9 protein-coding genes are annotated in these 17617 nt (G+C 73.3%); 8 read left to right on the top strand and 1 reads right to left on the bottom strand.

The window, feature by feature from the left end:
- Positions 1-42: 42 nt before the first annotated feature.
- The 7 genes from bcsP to AC3WXD_RS21465 all read left to right on the top strand — a co-directional run bounded on the left by bcsP (position 43) and on the right by AC3WXD_RS21465 (position 12046).
- Positions 43-648, top strand: coding sequence for a cellulose biosynthesis protein BcsP (gene bcsP / locus AC3WXD_RS21495; RefSeq protein ID WP_492324658.1), 606 nt, complete (start codon positions 43-45; stop codon positions 646-648).
- A complete protein-coding gene (bcsQ, locus tag AC3WXD_RS21490) occupies positions 645-1418 on the top strand; it encodes a cellulose biosynthesis protein BcsQ (protein ID WP_020206412.1) in 774 nt (257 codons plus the stop codon). The genes bcsP and bcsQ overlap by 4 nt, the downstream gene beginning before the upstream one ends.
- Entirely contained in the window at positions 1415-3670 is a 2256-nt protein-coding gene (gene bcsA / locus AC3WXD_RS21485) for a UDP-forming cellulose synthase catalytic subunit (RefSeq protein ID WP_492324657.1), read from the top strand. The genes bcsQ and bcsA overlap by 4 nt, the downstream gene beginning before the upstream one ends.
- Positions 3671-3727: 57 nt before the next feature.
- Positions 3728-6073, top strand: a complete 2346-nt coding sequence (bcsB, locus tag AC3WXD_RS21480; protein ID WP_492324656.1) for a cellulose biosynthesis cyclic di-GMP-binding regulatory protein BcsB — start codon at positions 3728-3730, stop codon at positions 6071-6073.
- Complete coding sequence (bcsZ, locus tag AC3WXD_RS21475; protein ID WP_492324655.1) at positions 6070-7278, top strand: cellulose synthase complex periplasmic endoglucanase BcsZ; 1209 nt, start codon at positions 6070-6072, stop codon at positions 7276-7278. Before bcsB ends, bcsZ begins: the two co-directional genes overlap by 4 nt.
- Positions 7251-11645 (top strand): cellulose synthase subunit BcsC-related outer membrane protein, encoded by a 4395-nt coding sequence (locus AC3WXD_RS21470; protein ID WP_492324654.1) that lies wholly within the window; start codon positions 7251-7253, stop codon positions 11643-11645. Before bcsZ ends, AC3WXD_RS21470 begins: the two co-directional genes overlap by 28 nt.
- A gap of 71 nt (positions 11646-11716) precedes the next feature.
- Complete coding sequence (locus tag AC3WXD_RS21465) at positions 11717-12046, top strand: hypothetical protein (RefSeq protein ID WP_020206407.1); 330 nt, start codon at positions 11717-11719, stop codon at positions 12044-12046.
- Positions 12047-12114: 68 nt separating this feature from the next.
- Here AC3WXD_RS21465 and AC3WXD_RS21460 read toward each other — a convergent pair whose 3' ends face one another.
- Positions 12115-14106 carry a sensor domain-containing diguanylate cyclase gene (locus AC3WXD_RS21460; RefSeq protein ID WP_020206406.1) on the bottom strand — a complete coding sequence of 664 codons (1992 nt, stop codon included), beginning with the start codon at positions 14104-14106 and terminating at the stop codon, positions 12115-12117.
- 291 nt (positions 14107-14397) lie between these two features.
- Here AC3WXD_RS21460 and AC3WXD_RS21455 point away from each other — a divergent pair, with 291 nt between their 5' ends.
- Positions 14398-17574 carry a bifunctional diguanylate cyclase/phosphodiesterase gene (locus tag AC3WXD_RS21455; protein ID WP_082079524.1) on the top strand — a complete coding sequence of 1059 codons (3177 nt, stop codon included), beginning with the start codon at positions 14398-14400 and terminating at the stop codon, positions 17572-17574.
- The last annotated feature ends 43 nt before the right edge of the window (positions 17575-17617 follow it).

Below are 17617 nucleotides of genomic sequence, written 5' to 3'. Positions count from 1 at the left end.
ACGCAGGCGCCGGGCCACTTTCTTTCCGTGTGAGCAACAATCATGAGTCAGTCAGACGACCTGTCAAAGCTGTTCGAGCGCTTTGGCGGCAAGGCGGAAGCCTACCAGGAGATCGTGCGCGACGACGAGGCGGCGCAGGCGCGCGAGCGTTGGCCGCTGCTGTCGTCCGTGCGGGTGGACCGCGCCGCCGCGGTGCCGCCGGTGCAGCCGGCCGGCGCGCCGGCGCAGGACGGCGCCGCGGCCGCGCCGTTCTGGCGCGCCCCGGCCGAGCCGCCGGTCGCTGCCGTGGAAAAAGTGATTGGCAAGCCTCCCGTGCTGGCGCCTGCCGCGGCGATGGAGCCGCGCTTCCGCACCCCCGGCGGCACGCCGCCGCCGGCGCGCGCGGCCGATGCGGCGCCGGCCGTGGCCGCGCCGCTTCAGCCGCCGGCCTGGGAGCCTGCGCCGCCGCCCGCCCCGCCTGCGCCGCTCTTGTCGTCCATACCGTCCATATCGTCCGTGCCGTTCGCGCCCGCTGCCTCGCCGGCGCCCGCCGCGGGCACCGAGCTGTCGCGGATCTTCGCACGGCTCGAAGGCCGCCCGGAACCGGCCCCGGCTGCCGAACGCGCGCCCGGACGACGCTCATTCCTAGACCGGCTGAACCGCTCGTGAAAATCATTGCCGTCGTATCGGCCAAAGGCGGCGTGGGCAAGACCACGCTGTCGGCCAACCTTGCCGAGGCGCTGGCCGCCGCCGGCGAGCGCGTGCTCGCCGTCGACCTGGACCCGCAGAACGCGCTGCGGCTGCATTTCGGCATGCCGCCGCAGGAAGTCGGCGGCCACGCGCGCGCCACGCTGGCGGGCGAGCCCTGGGAGCCCAGCCTGTACCGCGGCCGCTCGAGCGCGCTGGTGATGCCGTTCGGCGCGCTCAACGAGGCGGACCGCTCGGCGTTCGAAGCGCATCTCGTCACCCATCCCGGCTGGCTGCGCGCGCAGCTCGGCGCGCTGGGCCTGGGCCACGACGACATCGTGGTGATCGACACCCCGCCCGGCCCCTCGCCCTACATGCGTCAGGCGCTGTCGTGCGCGCAGGTGTGCGTGATGGTGGCGCTGCCGGATGCCGCCTCCTATGCCGCGCTGCCGCTGATGGAAGACCTGATCCGCACGTATTGCGAAGGCCGGCCCGACTACGTGGGCCACGTGCTGGTGATCAACCAGGTGGACGTGAGCCGCCAGCTCGGCAAGGACGTGGTGCAGACGCTGCGCGCCCAGCTCGGCGAGCGCGTGCTCGGCGTGGTCCACCAGGACCAGGCCGTGGCCGAGGCGCTCGCCTACGACCGCAGCGTGCTCGAATACAACCCCCACAGCCAGGCCACGCACGACCTGCTGCGCTGTGCCGACCGGCTGCGCCAGGCGCTGGCCGCACATGGAGAAGCCGCGTGAAGCCCGCCAGATCCCGCAAGACCGCTGCCCGCAAGGCCGCCGCCGCCGCCGGCAAGGCCGCGGCGCCGGCGGCCACCCGCCCCAACGCGCTGTCGGCCACGGCGCGGCGCCTGGGCCTCGCCTTCGTCGAGATGCCGCTGTGGGACAGCATCCCGATGCGCGTGCTGGCGCTGGTGGTCGCGCTGTGCCTGTTCGCGCTGGTCGCCACCGTGCCGCTGGACTTCTGGCAGCAGGTGGGCTTCGCCGCGGTGTGTTTCGCGCTTGCCGTATGGCTCAACCGGCTCAAGGGCCATCTCGCCACGCTGGTGATGGTGGTGCTGTCGGTGATCGCCTCCAGCCGCTATATGTACTGGCGGCTGACCGAGACCGTGGGCCTGGGCGGCCTGTTCGACGCGGTGTTCGGCATCGGGCTGGTGCTGGCCGAGCTGTATGCCTTCACGGTGCTGATGCTGGGCTACTTCCAGACCGCGTGGCCGCTGCAGCGCCGCCCGGTGCCGATGCCGGCGGACAGCGCTACCTGGCCGACCGTGGACGTCTTCATCCCCACCTACAACGAGCCGCTCTCGGTGGTGAAGCCCACCGTGTTCGCCGCCATGTCGCTGGACTGGCCGCGCGACAAGATCAACGTCTACGTGCTCGACGACGGCCGGCGCGAGGAATTCCGCGCGTTCTGCGAGAAGGTCGGCGTCACCCACGTGACCCGCAACCACAACCGCCACGCCAAGGCCGGCAACATCAACGAGGCGCTCAAGGACACCAGCGGCGAGTACGTGGCCATCTTCGACTGCGACCACATCCCCACGCGCTCCTTCCTGCAGATCTGCATGGGCTGGTTCCTCAAGGACCGCCGGCTGTCCATGCTGCAGACGCCGCACTATTTCTTCTCGCCCGACCCGTTCGAGAAGAACCTGCAGACGTTCCAGGAAGTGCCCAACGAGGGCGAGCTGTTCTACGGCCTGGTGCAGGACGGCAACGACCTGTGGGACGCCACCTTCTTCTGCGGCTCGTGCGCCATCATCCGCCGCGCGCCGCTGCTGGAGGTGGGCGGCATCGCGGTGGAGACCGTGACCGAGGACGCGCACACCGCGCTCAAGCTGCACCGCAAGGGCTACGGCACCGCCTACCTGGCGATCCCGCAGGCGGCGGGGCTGGCCACCGAGAGCCTGTCCGGGCACGTCGGCCAGCGCATCCGCTGGGCGCGCGGCATGGCGCAGATCTGCCGGCTCGACAACCCGCTGCTCGGCCCCGGGCTGACGATCTGGCAGCGCATGTGCTACCTCAACGCCATGCTGCACTTCTTCTACGGGCTGCCGCGGCTGGTGTTCCTGACCGCGCCGCTGGCCTACCTGCTGTTCGGCGCGCACGTGATCCAGGCCTCGGCGCTGACCATCGCCACCTTCGCGCTGCCGCACCTGCTGCACGCCAACATGACCAACTCGCGCGTGCAGGGCCAGTTCCGCCATTCGTTCTGGAACGAGGTGTACGAGTCGGTGCTGGCGTGGTACATCATGCGGCCGGTGCTGGTGGCCTTCTTCAACCCGGCCGCGGGCAAGTTCAACGTCACGCCCAAGGGCGGGGTGATCGAGGAAGCCTACTTCGACTGGGAGATCTCGCGGCCCTACCTGGTGCTGCTGCTGCTCAACCTGCTGGGCATCGGGGTGGGCTTGCTGCGGCTGTTCCTGTGGAACCAGTTCGAGGCCACCACGGTGGTGCTGAACCTGATCTGGACCTGCTACAACCTCGTCATCCTCGGCGCCTCCATCGCCGTGGCCAGCGAGACGCGGCAGATCCGCGTGGCGCACCGCGTGGCGATGACGCTGCCGGCCACGCTGCATTTCGCCGACGGCCGCACCACCGTGTGCGAGACCATCGACTTCGCCGAAGGCGGCATCGGCATGCGCCTGCCGCCGGGCGTCACGGCGACGGTGGGCGAGCCGGTGCAGATCTCGCTGTACCTGCAGGACGACGAGCACATGTTCCCCGCCAAGGTGGTGTTTCAGGGCGAGTCGCACACCGGCCTGGTGCTGGGCGAGATGAGCCCGCGCGACGAGATGGCCTTCATCCAGTGCACCTTCGCGCGCGCCGACGCGTGGGTCGGCTCCTGGGGCCGCAAGCGCCTGGACGCGCCGGGGCTGGCCGCGGGCCAGATCCTGCGCATCGGCATGCTCGGCTTCCACAACATGATGTTCCATCTCGGGCGCGAGATGCGCCGGCTGCTGCGCCGCCCCGAGCCCGGCGCCTCCACCAACTGACCATCTGCCCGGGCCCGGCCCGGCACACACGCCACGGACCACCGGCTCAAGAGACGAATGCGCCTGAACCATAAACCACGCCTGCCCGCGCTGACCCGCCTGGGCGCCATCCTCGCCTTCACCCTGCTGGCGGCGCATCCCGCCGGCGCCCAGCGCGCCACGCTGCCGGACACCAGCCGCGACACCGTGGTCCCGCCGGCGCCCGCGGCGGCCACCGCCATCCCCGCCGGCGCCGCAGGTGCCGCCACCGCGCCGCGCGCGGCCAGCCGCACGGTGCAGTTCACGCTCAAGCAGCTCGGCGCCGACGCGCCGTTCCAGCTGCGCGGCGTGGACGCCATCAACGGCGTGCCGTTCTCGATCCGCGCCGACGAAGTGGTGACCGCCGCCCGGCTCAAGCTGCGCTACACCTATTCGCCGGCGCTGATCCCGGCGCTGTCGCACATCAACGTGATGGTCAACGGCGAAGTGGCCGCCAGCGTGCCCGTGCCCAAGGAGGGCGCGGGCACCAGCCAGGAGCGCGACCTCGCCATCGAGCCGCGCCTGATCACGGAATTCAACCGTCTCAACCTGGAGCTGGTCGGCCACTACACCACCGACTGCGAGGACCCGTTCCATTCCAGCCTGTGGGCCACGGTGGGCAACAGCAGCGTGCTGGAGCTGACCGTGGCGCCGGCGGCGCTGGCCAACGAGCTGTCGCTGCTGCCGCTGCCGTTCTTCGACCGCCGCGACGTCGGCCGCCTGCGGCTGCCGTTCGTGTTCGCGGGCGCGCCGTCGGCGGCCACGCTGGAGGCCGCGGGCGCGGTGTCGTCGTGGTTCGGCGCGCTGGCCGGCTACCGCGGCGCGTCGTTCGGCGCGCTGCTCAACCAGGTGCCGGCCAGCGGCAACGCGGTGGTGTTCGTCACCGGCGAGGAAAAGCCCGCCGGCGTGGCGCTGCCCGCCATCGGCGGCCCGACGCTGGCCGTGGTGCCCAATCCGGGCGACGCCAACGCCAAGCTGCTGCTGGTGATGGGCCGCGACAGCGCCGAGCTCAAGACCGCCGCGCGCGCGCTCACGCTGGGCGCGCGCGCGTTGTCCGGGCAGAGCGCCACCATCTCGCGCTTCGACGAGGTCGCGCCGCGCGTGCCCTACGACGCGCCCAACTGGATCCGCAGCGACCGCCCGGTGCGCTTCGGCGAGCTGACCGAGGTGCGCGACCTCAACGTCTCGGGCTACAACCCGGACCTGGTGCGCGTGAACTTCCGCCTGCCGCCGGACCTGTTCGGCTGGCGCGACAAGGGCATCCCGATCGACCTGCACTACCGCTACACGCCGCGCCCGGTGGTGGACAAGTCCACCCTGAACGTCAACGTCAACCGCCAGTTCCTGCGCGCCTATCCGCTGCGCGCGCTCAAGAACCAGGACGGCCGCGCCAGCCAGCTGCTGGCCAAGGTGCTGCCGGACGGCTCCGTGCCGGTGCACGAGCGCATCGCGCTGCCGCTGTTCATGCTGCCCGCGCAGTCGCAGCTGCAGTTCCATTTCTACTACGACTACCTCAAGCAGGGCGCCTGCAAGGACGTGATGCTCGACAACGTCAAGGGCGCCATCGACCCGGACTCGACCATCGACATCACCGGCCTGTCGCACTTCATCGCGCTGCCGGACCTGGCCGTGTTCGGCAACAGCGGCTTCCCGTTCACGCGCCTGGCCGACCTGTCCGAGACCGCGGTGATCCTGCCGGACAAGCCCGGCGCCGAGGATTACACGGCCTATCTCACGCTGATGGGCCGCATGGGCGAGTCCACCGGCTATCCCGCCACCGGCGTGGCCGTGTCTGGCGCGGCGCAGGTCGCCCAGCAGGCCGCGCGCGACCTGCTGGTGATCGGCACCACGCAGAACCAGCCGCTGTTCACGCAGTGGGCCGAGCGCATGCCGGTTTCGCTGGCGGGCAACGAGAAGCGCTTCACCATGTCCGACATCGTGTCCACCGTGGCGGGCTGGTGGAACGGCGCCGACGTCACGCGCGACCGCCCGGTCGAGACGCGCCTGTCGCTCACCAGTGCCGGCACCGACGCCGCGCTGAGCGCGTTCGAGTCGCCGCTGGCCTCCGGGCGCAGCGTGGTGGCGCTGGTCAGCAACGCGCCGCAGGGCCTGCAGGCGATGACCGAGGCGCTGCTCGACCCCGACCAGGTGGTCCACGTGCAGGGCAGCCTGGCGCTGGTGCACGGCAAGGACGTCGACAGCCTGGCCGCCGAGCAGAACTACTACGTGGGCAGGCTGGCGCCGTGGACCTACGTGGAATGGTGGCTGTCGCGGCGCCCGCTGGCGCTGGTGCTGATGACCGGCGCCGCCGCGCTGCTGCTGGCGACGCTGCTGTTCCTGACGCTGCGCGCGCGCGCCAACCGGCGCAACCAGGGGGTGCAATGATGGTGAACCGGTCGCGCCGGCGCTGGCTGGCGGGTCTGCCGGCGCTGGGCGCGCTGGGCGCGCTGGGTGGTTGGGCCGGCGCCGCGGCGGCCGCGCCCGCGGCCTGCCCGTGGCCGCTGTACCAGCAGTTCCTGGCGCGCTTCGTGCAAGCCGACGGCCGCGTGCTCGACCCGTCCACGCGCGAGCAGCACAGCACCTCGGAAGGCCAGTCCTACGGCATGGTGTTCGCGCTGGTCGCCAACGACCGCGCCACCTTCGACCGCCTGTGGCAGTGGAGCATCGCCAACCTCGGCGCCGGCAGCCTGCAGGACAAGCTGCCCGCGTGGCAGTGGGGCCGCCGCGGCGACGGCTCGTGGGGCGTGATCGACGCCAACGCCGCCTCCGACGCCGACCTGTGGTTCGCGTTCGCGCTGCTGGAGGCCGCGCGCCTGTGGCGCGAGCCGCGCTACGCCACGCAGGCGCGCGCGCTGCTCAAGCTGGCGGCGCAGCAGGAAGTGGCGTCGCTGCCCGGCTTCGGCGCCATGCTGCTGCCCGCTCCGCAGGGGTTTGCCGAGGGCAGCGAAGACGGCCCGCGCCAGTGGCGCCTCAATGCCAGCTACCTGCCGGTGCCGCTGCTGCGCCGGCTGGCCGGCGCCGACCCGTCCGGGCCGTGGGGCACGCTGGCCACGCAGGCCGGCCGGCTGGCCGAAGCGGTGGCCAGGCAGGGCATCGTGCCGGACTGGTCCGCCTACCGCGCCGACCAGGGCGGCACCGGCTTTCTCACCGACCCGGTCAAGGGCGACGTGAGCAGCTACGACGCCATCCGCGTCTACCTGTGGGCCGGCATGACGCCGCGCGGCGACGCCGCGGGCCGCGCGCTGATGAAGGCGCTGGCGCCGCACGCGCAGCGCATGGCGGGCCGCGCCGCGCCGCCCGAGCGCATGCACGCCGACGGCGGCGCGCTCGAAGGCGACGGCCCGGCCGGCTTCTCCGCCGCGCTGGTGCCGTTCCTGCAGGCCGCCGGCTCGCCGGCCGCGGCGGTGCAGCGCGCGCGCGCCGAGACCATGCTCGACGCCGCCGGCGGCAAGTCCGCGGCCACGTACTACGACACCGTATTGGGATTATTCGGCCTCGGCTTTGCCGAAGGCCGCTACCGGTTCGCGCCCTCGGGCCAACTGGAGCTGGAGTGGGAGAAGACATGCAGAACCGCAAGCGCCCGGCCATGAACGGACGCACGATGCCCGCGGCGCGCGGGCAGGCCGCCGGCAGGCGGCGCGCGAAGACGCTCGCGCTGAGCCTGCTGGCCGCGTTTGCCACCGCTGCCGCCGCGCAGGAAGACCCGGTCAAGCTGCTGGTGGACCAGGGCAAGTACTGGCAGGAGCGCGGCCGCGGCGACCGCGCCGCCGAAGCGTGGCAGAAGATCCTGCGGCTCAACCCGAGCCAGCCCGAGGCGCTCTACGGCATGGGCGTGTCCGAGGCCGAGGCCGGCCGCGCCGACGGCGCGCGCGCCTATCTCGAGCGCCTGAAGAAGGCCCAGCCCGGCTCGCCGCAGATCGCGCGCCTGACGCAGATCATCAGCGGCGGCGGCACCAGCCAGCAGATCGAGCAGGCCCGCCAGCTCGCGCGCAGCGGCCAGGGCGAGGAAGCGGTCAGGCGCTACCAGCAGGCCGCCGGCGGCGCCGTGCCGCAGGGCGATCTCGCGCTGGAGTATTACCAGACCCTGGGCGGCACCGCGCAGGGCTGGGAAGCGGCGCGCAAGGGCCTCGAGCAGCTGGCGCGCGCCAACCCCGCCGACAACCGCGCGCAGCTCGCGCTGGCGCAGCACCTCACCTACCGCGAGTCCACGCGCCGCGAAGGCATCCGCCAGCTCGAGGCGCTCTCGAAGGGCACCGACGTAGCCGGCCCCGCCGCGCAGAGCTGGCAGCGCGCGCTGACCTGGCTGGGCGGGCGCCCGGCCGACGCGCCGCTGTACCAGGCCTGGCTGGCCGGCCATCCGGACGACGCCGCCATCCGCGCCAAGCTCGACGCGGTCAAGGCGCAGCAGCAGCAGGAGTCCACCCGCGCGGCCGGCGCCGGTGCCGGCGCCGCCGCCAACCCGGCGCGCCAGATCGTGCAGCAGGGCTTCGACGCGCTGGACGCCGGCGACCTGGAGCGCGCCGGCGAACGCTTTCAGGCCGCGCTCGCGCAGCGCCCCGAGGATGCCGACGCGCTCGGCGGCATGGGCGTGCTGCGCCTCAAGCAGGAGAAGTTCGCCGAGGCGGTGGATTTCCTCGACCAGGCCGCCCGGCGCGGCGCCGGCACGCGCTACCGCAGCGCGCAGAACAGCGCCACCTACTGGCTGCTGTCCGAGCAGGCCACCGCCGCGCGCAACGGCGGCAACCGCGCCGAGGCGCGCCGCCTGCTCGAGCGCGCCGTCAAGCTCGACGCGCGCGAGCCGTCCGCGCAGGTGGCGCTGGCCGACGTGATGGCCGAGGACGGCCAGTACGCGCAGGCCGAGGCCGCCTACCGGCGCGTGCTCAAGCAGCAGCCCGACAACCCCGACGCCACGCGCGGGCTGGTGGGCGTGCTGTCGGCGCAGAACAAGGGCGCCGAGGCGCTCGCCATCGTGCAGGACCTGACGCCGGCCCAGCAGGAGAAAGTGGGCTCGCTCGGCAGGCTGCGCGCCGACGAGGCGCGCGGCCAGGCGCGCGCGGCCCTGCAGCGCGGCGACACCGCCGGCGCGCGGCGCGCGCTCGAAGACGCGATGGCGGCCGACCCCACCAACCCGTGGGTGCGCCTCGACGCGGCGCGCGCCTATGCGTCGATGGGCCTCAAGGAGCAGGCCCGCAGCATCATGGACGGCCTGCTGCTGTCCAACCCCAACATGCCCGACGCGCTCTACGCCAGCGCGCTGCTGAGCGCCGAGACCGGCGAATGGCAGGCCGGGCTCGACGCGCTCGAGCGCGTGCCGCCGCAGAGCCGCACGCGCGACATGGGCACCCTGCAGCGCCGCCTGTGGGTGCATGCCGAGGCCGAGCGCGCCAGCGGCCTGGCCGCCGCCGGCCAGCAATCCGCCGCGCGCGCCGTGCTGCAGGACGCCGAACGCTACGCGCAGCAGGACGCCGACCAGCTCGGCGCGCTGGCGCTGGCCTATGCCGACGCCGGCGACGAGCCGCGCGCGCTGGCGCTGATGCGCAGCGTGATGAGCCGCACGCCGCGGCCCGACACCGGCATGCAGCTGCAATACGCCGCCATCCTGCTCAAGACCCGCCAGGACGTGGAGCTGGCCGGCGTGCTGCGCCAGCTCGCCGGCGCGGCGCTGAACCCGCAGCAGCGCAAGGACTACGACGACCTGCGCGTGGCCTACATCGTGCGCCAGGCCGACGCGCTCACCGAGAGCGGCGACCTCGTGGCCGCCTACGACATGCTGGCCCCGGCGCTGTCCGAGCGCGGCGGCAACGGCGCCGTGCGCGCCAGCCTGGCGCGCATGTACGCGCAGGCCGGCGACAACAAGCAGGCGCTCGCGCTGTACGAGAGCGTGCTGGAAAAAGACCCGCGCAACCTCGACCTGATGCTGGCCGCGATCGGCACCGCCACCGCCGCCAAGGAATTCAGCTGGGCCGAGGGCACGCTGCAGATGGCGCTGGCGCAGGCGCCAAAGTCGCCCAAGGTGCTGACCGCCGCCGGGCGGCTCTACCGCGCCGAGGGCAAGACCTCGCGCGCGGCGGACTACTTCCGCGCCGCGGTGGCGGCAGAGGCCGCCGCCGGCGCGCCGCCGGGGGCGCGCGCGGGCGCCCCCGGGTTCGACCGCGTGCCGTCCAATCCCTTCGTCGGCCTGCCGGGCCAGCGCGCGGTCTCGCAACTGCCGCCGCCCGGCTCGCAGGCGCCGTATCTCGCGGTGCCGGCGCCCACGGTGGCGCAGGCCGCGCCGGCGGCGAGCGCCGGCGGCCAGGCGTATGGCCAGCCCTATATCCCGGTGCCGGCCGGCAGCGCGCCAGCCGCGGCGCCCATGCCCCAGCAGCCGCAGGCCTACTATCCGCAACAGGCGCCCGCGCCGCTGCGCGCGCGCGCAGCCACCACCGCCACGCGCGGCAAGGCCACCGCGGCCAGCCGCGCCACCGCGGCGGCGCAGGATGCCCAGTACGCGTCTCCGGCTCCGGCGCAATACCCGGTCCAGTATCCGGTGCCATATCCGGCGCAATATCCGGCGGCCCAGTACCCGAACCAGTATCCGGCGCAGGCCGCGCCCGCCGCCGTGGCCGCTGTCGCCGAACCCGCTGCCGCCGTGCCCGCGCGCCAGCCGTTCGGCGCGCAGGCGCGCGCGCCGTGGCTGGCCGACGCGGACTCGCAGGCCAGCCCGACCGGCCCCCGCACCGCGCAGCAGGAACTCGGCGAGATCGAGGCGCAGCGCGCCAGCACGCTCGCCGGCGGCCCCATGCTGCGCGGGCGCACGGGCGACTCCGGCATGAGCCAGCTCACCGAGATGCAGGTGGTGGCCGAAGCCAAGATCGCCGCCGGCAACGGCAAGCTGGCGGCGCGCGTGACCCCGGTGGCGCTGGACAGCGGCTCGGTCGGCGCCGACTTCAACAGCGCCTCGCGCTTCGGCGGCGGCCCGCTCGCCTACGGCGTGAACGGCGCGCCCGTGAACCTGGCCGGTGCGCCGCTGCGGTCGGCCTCGGCCGGCCCGCAGAACGCCTTCGGCGTGGCGCTCGGCGTGGCCTACGAATCGGAGCGCTTCACCGCCGACGTCGGCAGCACGCCGCTGGGTTTCCGCTACACCGACGTCAATGCCGGCGCCAGGCTCAACCTGCCGCTCACGCAGCGCGCCACGCTGTCGCTCGGCGCCTCGCGCCGGCCGGTGACGGACAGCCTGCTGTCCTACGCGGGCGTGCGCGACGAGCGCACCGGCCTGCAATGGGGCGGCGTGATGAACAGCAGCGCGCGCGCCGACCTCGGCTGGGACGACGGTTTCTTCGGCCTGTACGGCTACGGCGGCTATGGCCTGCTGACCGGCCACGACGTCAAGCGCAACACGCGCTGGGAGGGCGGCGGCGGCTTCTACCTGCGCGTGATCGACAAGCCGGACCAGCGCCTCATGAGCGGGGTGAACTTCACCTCGATGGGCTACGCGGACAACCTGCGCTATTTCACCTTCGGGCAGGGCGGCTATTTCAGCCCGCAGACCTATTTCGCGGTGACGGTGCCGCTGTCGCTCACCGGGCGCAGCGGCCGGCTGGCCTACCATGTGCGCGGCGCGCTGGGCATGCAGGCCTTCCGCGAGGACGATTCGAACTACTTCCCGACCGACGCCGCGGCGCAGTCGGCGGCCAACGCGGCGATGGCCACGGCCAACAGCCGGAACCTGACCAGCTCGTCCAGCGCGGTCTACCAGGGCCAGTCGAAGACCGGCCTGGCCTACAATCTGGTCGGATCGGCCGAGTACCAGGCGGCGCAGCAGCTCTACGTGGGCGGCCTGCTCGGGCTCGACAACGCGCGCGACTACCGCCAGTGGTACGCCGGCGTCTATGTGCGCTATGCGCTGCAACGCCAGACCGCGCCGATCGCGTTCCCGCCGGTGCCGCCGCAATCCGCGGTCGGCCCGCTGCCGTTCTGAGCGGCGCCGCCGGCCACAGTCAATGCTTGGAGAAAGCGCGCGCCAGCCGGCGCGCGCGAAGGAAGTGAATCATGGGTGAAGCAAAACGCCGGGGCAGCCAGGCGGAGCGCGCGGAGCAGGCCCGCGCAAAACTGGCGGCCCTGCGGCCCGCCCAACTGGTGTGCGGCGCGTGCAAGACCGCCTTCGGCACCTTCGACGCCATCGACGCGCCCAACCTGCGCGGCATCGACGCCGTGTTCGGCGGCCAGTGCCCGAATTGCGGCAACGACGTGCTGGTGTTCAAGGGCGAGCCCAACGCCGTGGCCGACGCGATGGTGGCCTGGGAAAAGATGATGGGCGCCGACACCAAGCTCGGCTACCAGTCGCGCGACGGCAAGCACGTGCCGTTCGAGGGCGAATAGAGGCCACAGAAGCCACAGAAGCCACAGAGGCCGCGGAGGCCAGAGACGCGGGAGAGAGGCCGCCGCGCCTAGAGGTCCGGCGTATCCTGCGGCCACGCGCCGCCCGCGTCCTGCGGCAGCAGCTCGGGCGGGCCGATCTCGAAGCGCCCGCGGCCCGCGGCCTTGGCGCGGTAGAGCAGGGTGTCGGCTTGGCGCATCAGCTCCTGGTCGGGCATCGGCGCGCCCTGGTAGAGCGCCACGCCGATGCTCACGTCCACGTCGGCGAACACGCCGTCGATGAAGAAGCGCCGGCTGACCGACATCACGATGGCGTTGGCGATGCGCCGCGCGTTGGCCGCGGCGCCGATATCCTCCAGCACCACGGCGAACTCGTCGCCGCCGAGCCGGGCCACCGCGTCGCGCTCGCGCACGCAGCGCTGCAGGCGCCGCCCGAACGCCTGCAGCAGCAGGTCGCCGGTGATGTGGCCGTGGAAGTCGTTGACGGCCTTGAAGCGGTCCATGTCGAGGTAGAGCAGCGCCATCAGCCGGCCGCCTTCGCGGCTGCGCGTCATGGCCGCCTGCAGCAGCGACTCGAACGCGCTGCGGTTGAGCAGCTGCGTGAGGTGGTCCAGGCGCGAGATGCGCGACAGCCGCATGGTCTCCAGCTTGCGCTGGGTCACGTCCTGCACGTGCACGTGCACGCCGATCACCTGGCTGCCGTCGGCATTCCATTCCGGGCGCAGGCTGGTTTCCATGCAGCGGTACTCGGGATCGCTGTCCTCCACCTCGAAGGTCACGGCGGTGCCCGCCAGCGCCTTCTGCAGGAACGGCCGCGCGCGCGTGTAGCGGGTCTCGCCCACGACCTCGCGCACGGTCATGCCGCGCAGCTTGTCGAGCGGGATGCCGAAGGTGCGCTCGTAGGCCGCGTTGTTGAACAGGTAGCGCTCCTCGGTGTCGATGAAGCCGAGCAGCGCGGGCAGCGTGTCGGTGACGGCGCGCAGCTGGCGCTCACTCAGGTCGAGCTGCTCGCGCCGCTCGCGCAGGTCGCGCATGAGCTGGCCGAAGGCGCGCGCGAGGTCGCCGATCTCGTCGTGCTGCTGGGCCGGCAGGCGCTCGTAGGCGGCCAGGTCGTGGGCGCTCTCGCGCACCACCTGGCGCAGGCGCGTGAGCGGCGCCAGCAGGTGCCGCACGGTCAGCCAGATCATCAGCGCCACCCCCGCCAGCGCCAGCAGCGCCAGGCACAGGAAGCGCGCCTGCATGGCGTGCAGCGGCTCGAAGGCCTCCTGCGCGGGCAGCACGGCCACCAGCTCCCAGCCGGTGCTCTCCATCAGGTAGCGCGCGATCAGCGGCCGCTCGGGCCAGAGGAACTCGATGCGCCCGTTGCGGTTGTCCGCGCCGCAGGTGTCGCCCAGCGCGCGCGCCGGCTGCATGGCGCGGGCCGGGTCGGGGTGGCGCACGTAGACCGGCGCGCGCCCGGACGAGACCAGGCAGTAGAAGCCGGTGGTGCCGAGCCGGTTGTGGGTGATCTCGACCAGGAAGTTGGCGCTGGCCAGGTTCAGCCAGCCGCCCAGCAGGCCGCGGAACTCGCCCTGCGCCGAGAGGATCGGCACCGTCACCAGCACGCCGGTGGTGCCGTTGGTGCGGGCGCGGATCGGCGCCGAGACCACCGGCTCCAGCGTGCGCGCGGCCTCGCGGAAGTAGTCGCGGTCGGCGATGCTGACCGGCACGCCAGGCTGGCCCAGCATGCGGCCCTGGGCGTCGGCGATGATGTAGGAGTTGAAGGTGCCGGGGATCGGGATGCGGCTGTCCAGCAGGCGGCGCAGCGCCGGGGTGGGCAGCGTCAGCTGGTCCGCCAGCTGCGGCGCGAGGTGGGACAGCAGCGTGATGCGGTCTTCCATCGCGGTGTCGAGCTGGCTGGCGGCCAGCTTGACGATGGAATCCTGCTGGTCCTGCAGCGCGGCGCGCAGGTCGTTGTGGGCGTAATGGAGCGAGGCCAGCACGATGCCGGTACCGAGCACGGCGGCCAGCGCCGTGGTGATCAGCGCGAGACGCGCTTTCAGGGAAAGCGAAACGAATGACATGCGAGCCGGCGGAGTCGGGGGGCGGCACGCGCCTTGCGGCCGGCCGGCCCCGCTGGGCTGCCGGGAAATCCGGCTACGACAGGGTTGCGGGTGCGGCAACCCTACCACAAGCGCCGGCCGGGCGCGAGTCCGGCATGCGCGCGCGCCGGCCGCCGCGCGTGTGCGTGTGGCGCCGCACGTTGCGCGGGCGCGCCGGGGCTGGGCGAGGCCCGGCCGCCAAGGTATAGTGCCTCGTAGCCCTGCAGCGGCAGGGCGAGGCTCCGAGGGCTTCCATCCGCGCCAGGACCATACATGAAACTGCCCTCACTTTCGCCCGTGCTGCTGTCCCTGCTGGCGGCGGCCGCCGGCGCGCTCGCCACGGGCGGTGCCTGGCACGCCATGCGCGCGCTCGAGCGCGAGGCGGCGCGCGCCGACTTCGACGGCTATTACGCGCCGGTCCACGCCGCCCTGCAGCGCCGCCTGCAGGAGAACGAGCAACTGCTGCGCGGCACCACCGGCCTGTTCGCGGCCGATCCCAACGCCACGCGCGCGCAGTGGCGCAGCTACCTGTACACCGCCCAGATCGACGACCTGCCGGCCGGCACCCATTCGATCGGCTTCGCGCGCCTGACCGCGGCGCGCGACCTCGAGCGCCTGGGCGAGACCATGCGCCGCGAGGGCCTGCCGGTGTTCGAGGTCTACCCGCGCGGCGCGCGCGAGCTGTACGCCCCGATCGTCTTCGTCGAGCCGTTTGCCGGGCGCATCACGCGCGGGCTGGGCTACGACATCCTGTCCGATCCGGCGCGCCGCGCCGCGGTGGACGCCGCCCGCGACAGCGGGGAGGCGCGCCTGACCACGCGCCTGGAACTGGTGCGCGAGAGCGAGGCGCAGATGCCGCAGCGCGGCGCCGTGCTCTACATGCCGGTGTACGCCAACGGCATGCCGCTGAACACCACCGCGCAGCGGCGCCAGGCGGTGGCCGGCTACGTCTACGCCTCGCTGCGGCTCGACGACCTGCTGCGCGGGGTCAGCCTGCCGGCGGCCGGCGCGCTCTCGCTGGCGCTCTACGACGGGCGCGACGCCACGCCGGCCGCCTTCCTGGCCGGCGACGCCGAGCCCGAGGCCGGCGCGCCCGCGCCGCAGATCGCGGCCGACCGCGACCTGGCCTTCGGCGGCCGGGTGTGGACCCTGCACGGTGCCACCACGCCCGCCTTCGAGGCCGCGCACCGGCCGCGCCGCGCCTGGCTGGTGCTGGCCGGCGGCGTGCTGGTCTCGGCACTGCTGGCCTGGCTGGTGCTGGTGCTGTCGCGCCAGCAGCGCCGCGCCTGGCAGCTGGCCGCGCGGGCGCGCCAGGCGCGCCAGTCCGACGGCGCCCTGCAGCGCGCCGGGCTGGCCAGCGCCACCGACGCCTTCATCGTGTGCGATGCCGGCGGCCACATCCAGACCGCCAGCGCCGCCGCCGCGGCGATGTTCGGCAAGGCGGCGGACCAGTTCGCCGGCGTCGCCATCGCCACCTTGCTGCCGGACGCGGCGGCGCTGGCCGCGGGCGCCCCCGAGGGCCGGCTCGACGCGGCCGCGCGCAAGGCCGACGGCACCGTGTTCCCGGCGCGCGTGACCGCCACGCCGGTGCCGGCGGCCGGCGCCGGCCGCGTGCTGTGGACGGTCACCGACCTGAGCGCGGTGCGCCGCGCCGAGCTGGCGGCGGCCGAGCAGGCCGAGCGCACCTCGCGCGTGCTCGACCACACCGCGCTGTGCGTGATTACCTTCGACCGCGACGGGCTGGTGACGGGCATCAACCGCGCCGGCCAGCGCATGCTGTGGTACCAGGCCAGCGAGGTGGCCGGGCGCATGCGCTATCTCGATTTCCTCGACGCCGACGAGGTGGCCGCGCGCGCCGCGGCGCTCACCAGCGAGCTGGGCGAGCCGGTCGCGGCGGGCCTGCCGGCCGTGACCGGCAAGGCGCGCCTGGGGCTGGCCGACGAGCAGGAATGGACCTACGTGCGCAAGGGCGGCTCGCGCCTGCCGGTGCAGCTGACGCTCACCGCGCTGCCGGGCGCGCCGGCGCCGGGGCCGGGCGCGGCGCTGGACGGCGGCGGCTATCTGGCCATCGCGCACGACCTGACCGAGCGCAAGCGCGCCGACGAGTACATCCGCCACCTGGCGCACCACGACGCGCTCACCGGCCTGCCCAACCGCGCCCAGCTGCACGCGCGTACCGAGCTGGTGCTGCAGCGCGCGCTGCGCAAGGGCGAGCGCATCGCGCTGCTGCTGCTGGACCTGGACCAGTTCAAGCGCATCAACGAGTCGCTCGGCCACCATATCGGCGACGAGGTGCTGCGCATCGTCGCCGACCGCCTCAAGGCCGCCGTGCGCCACGCCGACCTGGTCGCGCGCATGGGCGGCGACGAATTCGTGGTGGTGCTCGACGCCATCGCCCAGGACAGCGAGGCCGAGCTGGTCGCGGCCAAGATCCTGGCGCGCCTGTCGGAGGAGCTGCGCCTGGGCAGCCAGCGCCTGCGCCTGACGCCGTCGATCGGCATGGTGCTGTGCCCCGACGATGGCGACAACCTCGCCGACCTGCTCAAGAACGCCGACGCCGCCATGTACGCCGCCAAGCGCGGCGGCGGCGCGCAGTTGTGCCGCTTCTCCAGCGAGATGGCGGAGGCGTCGATGGCGCGCTTCACCATCGAGGGCCTGCTGCGGCGCGCGCTGGCCGCGCGCGCGTTCCGGCTGCGCTACCAGCCCATCGTCGATGCCGCCACGCTGCGCATCACCGGCGTGGAGGCGCTGATCCACTGGGACACGCCCGAGCGCGGCGTGATCCCGCCGGCCGAGTTCATCCCGATCGCCGAGCAGAGCGGGCTCATCATGCCGCTGGGCGAATGGATCCTGGCCACCGCCTGCCGCGAGATCCAGCAGCTGCGCGGCAAGCTGGGCCGCGAGCTGGAGGTGGCGGTCAACATCTCGCCGCTGCAGCTGCGCCAGGCCGGCTTTCCCGCGATGGTCAAGCAGTGCCTAGAGGCGGCGGGGCTGCCGGCGCGGGCGCTGACCATCGAAGTCACCGAGGGCATCCTGATCGAGGGCGGCAGCAAGACCATCGAGACCTTCGAGCGCGTGCGCGCGCTCGGCGTGGGCCTGTCGATCGACGATTTCGGCACCGGCTATTCCGGCCTGAGCTACCTGACGCGGCTGCCGATCGACAAGCTCAAGATCGACAAGTCCTTCGTCGACGACGTGGCGCACGACGAGCACCACCAGGCCGTCGCCGCCGCCATCATCGCGCTCGGCCATCAACTGCACCTGCAGGTGGTGGCCGAGGGCGTGGAGTCGCCGGCGCAGTTCGCCTTCCTGCGCGAGCGCGGCTGCGATGCCGTGCAGGGCTACCTGTTCTGCCAGGCGGTGCCGCTCGGTGGCCTGATGGAGATCTGCGCGGCGGGCGGCGAGGCCACCATGCAGGCGCGCCCGGCGCGCGTGGCGTCGAACGGGTAGGGCGCCGGCCAGCCGATCCGTTCGCCGATCCGTTCGTCAATTC

The organism is Cupriavidus sp. FW216-B1 (assembly GCF_058789195.1).
The sequence above is the reverse complement of the archived record's forward strand: the minus strand, read 5'-3'. Positions and strand labels throughout refer to the sequence as shown.

Coding starts and splice junctions, on each gene's coding strand:
- bcsP (WP_492324658.1), top strand. CDS start 43: ATGAGTCAGTCAGACGACCTGTCAAAGCTGTTCGAGCGCTTTGGCGGC.
- bcsB (WP_492324656.1), top strand. CDS start 3,728: ATGCGCCTGAACCATAAACCACGCCTGCCCGCGCTGACCCGCCTGGGC.
- bcsZ (WP_492324655.1), top strand. CDS start 6,070: ATGATGGTGAACCGGTCGCGCCGGCGCTGGCTGGCGGGTCTGCCGGCG.
- AC3WXD_RS21470 (WP_492324654.1), top strand. CDS start 7,251: ATGCAGAACCGCAAGCGCCCGGCCATGAACGGACGCACGATGCCCGCG.
- AC3WXD_RS21465 (WP_020206407.1), top strand. CDS start 11,717: ATGGGTGAAGCAAAACGCCGGGGCAGCCAGGCGGAGCGCGCGGAGCAG.
- AC3WXD_RS21460 (WP_020206406.1), bottom strand. CDS start 14,106: ATGTCATTCGTTTCGCTTTCCCTGAAAGCGCGTCTCGCGCTGATCACC.
- AC3WXD_RS21455 (WP_082079524.1), top strand. CDS start 14,398: ATGAAACTGCCCTCACTTTCGCCCGTGCTGCTGTCCCTGCTGGCGGCG.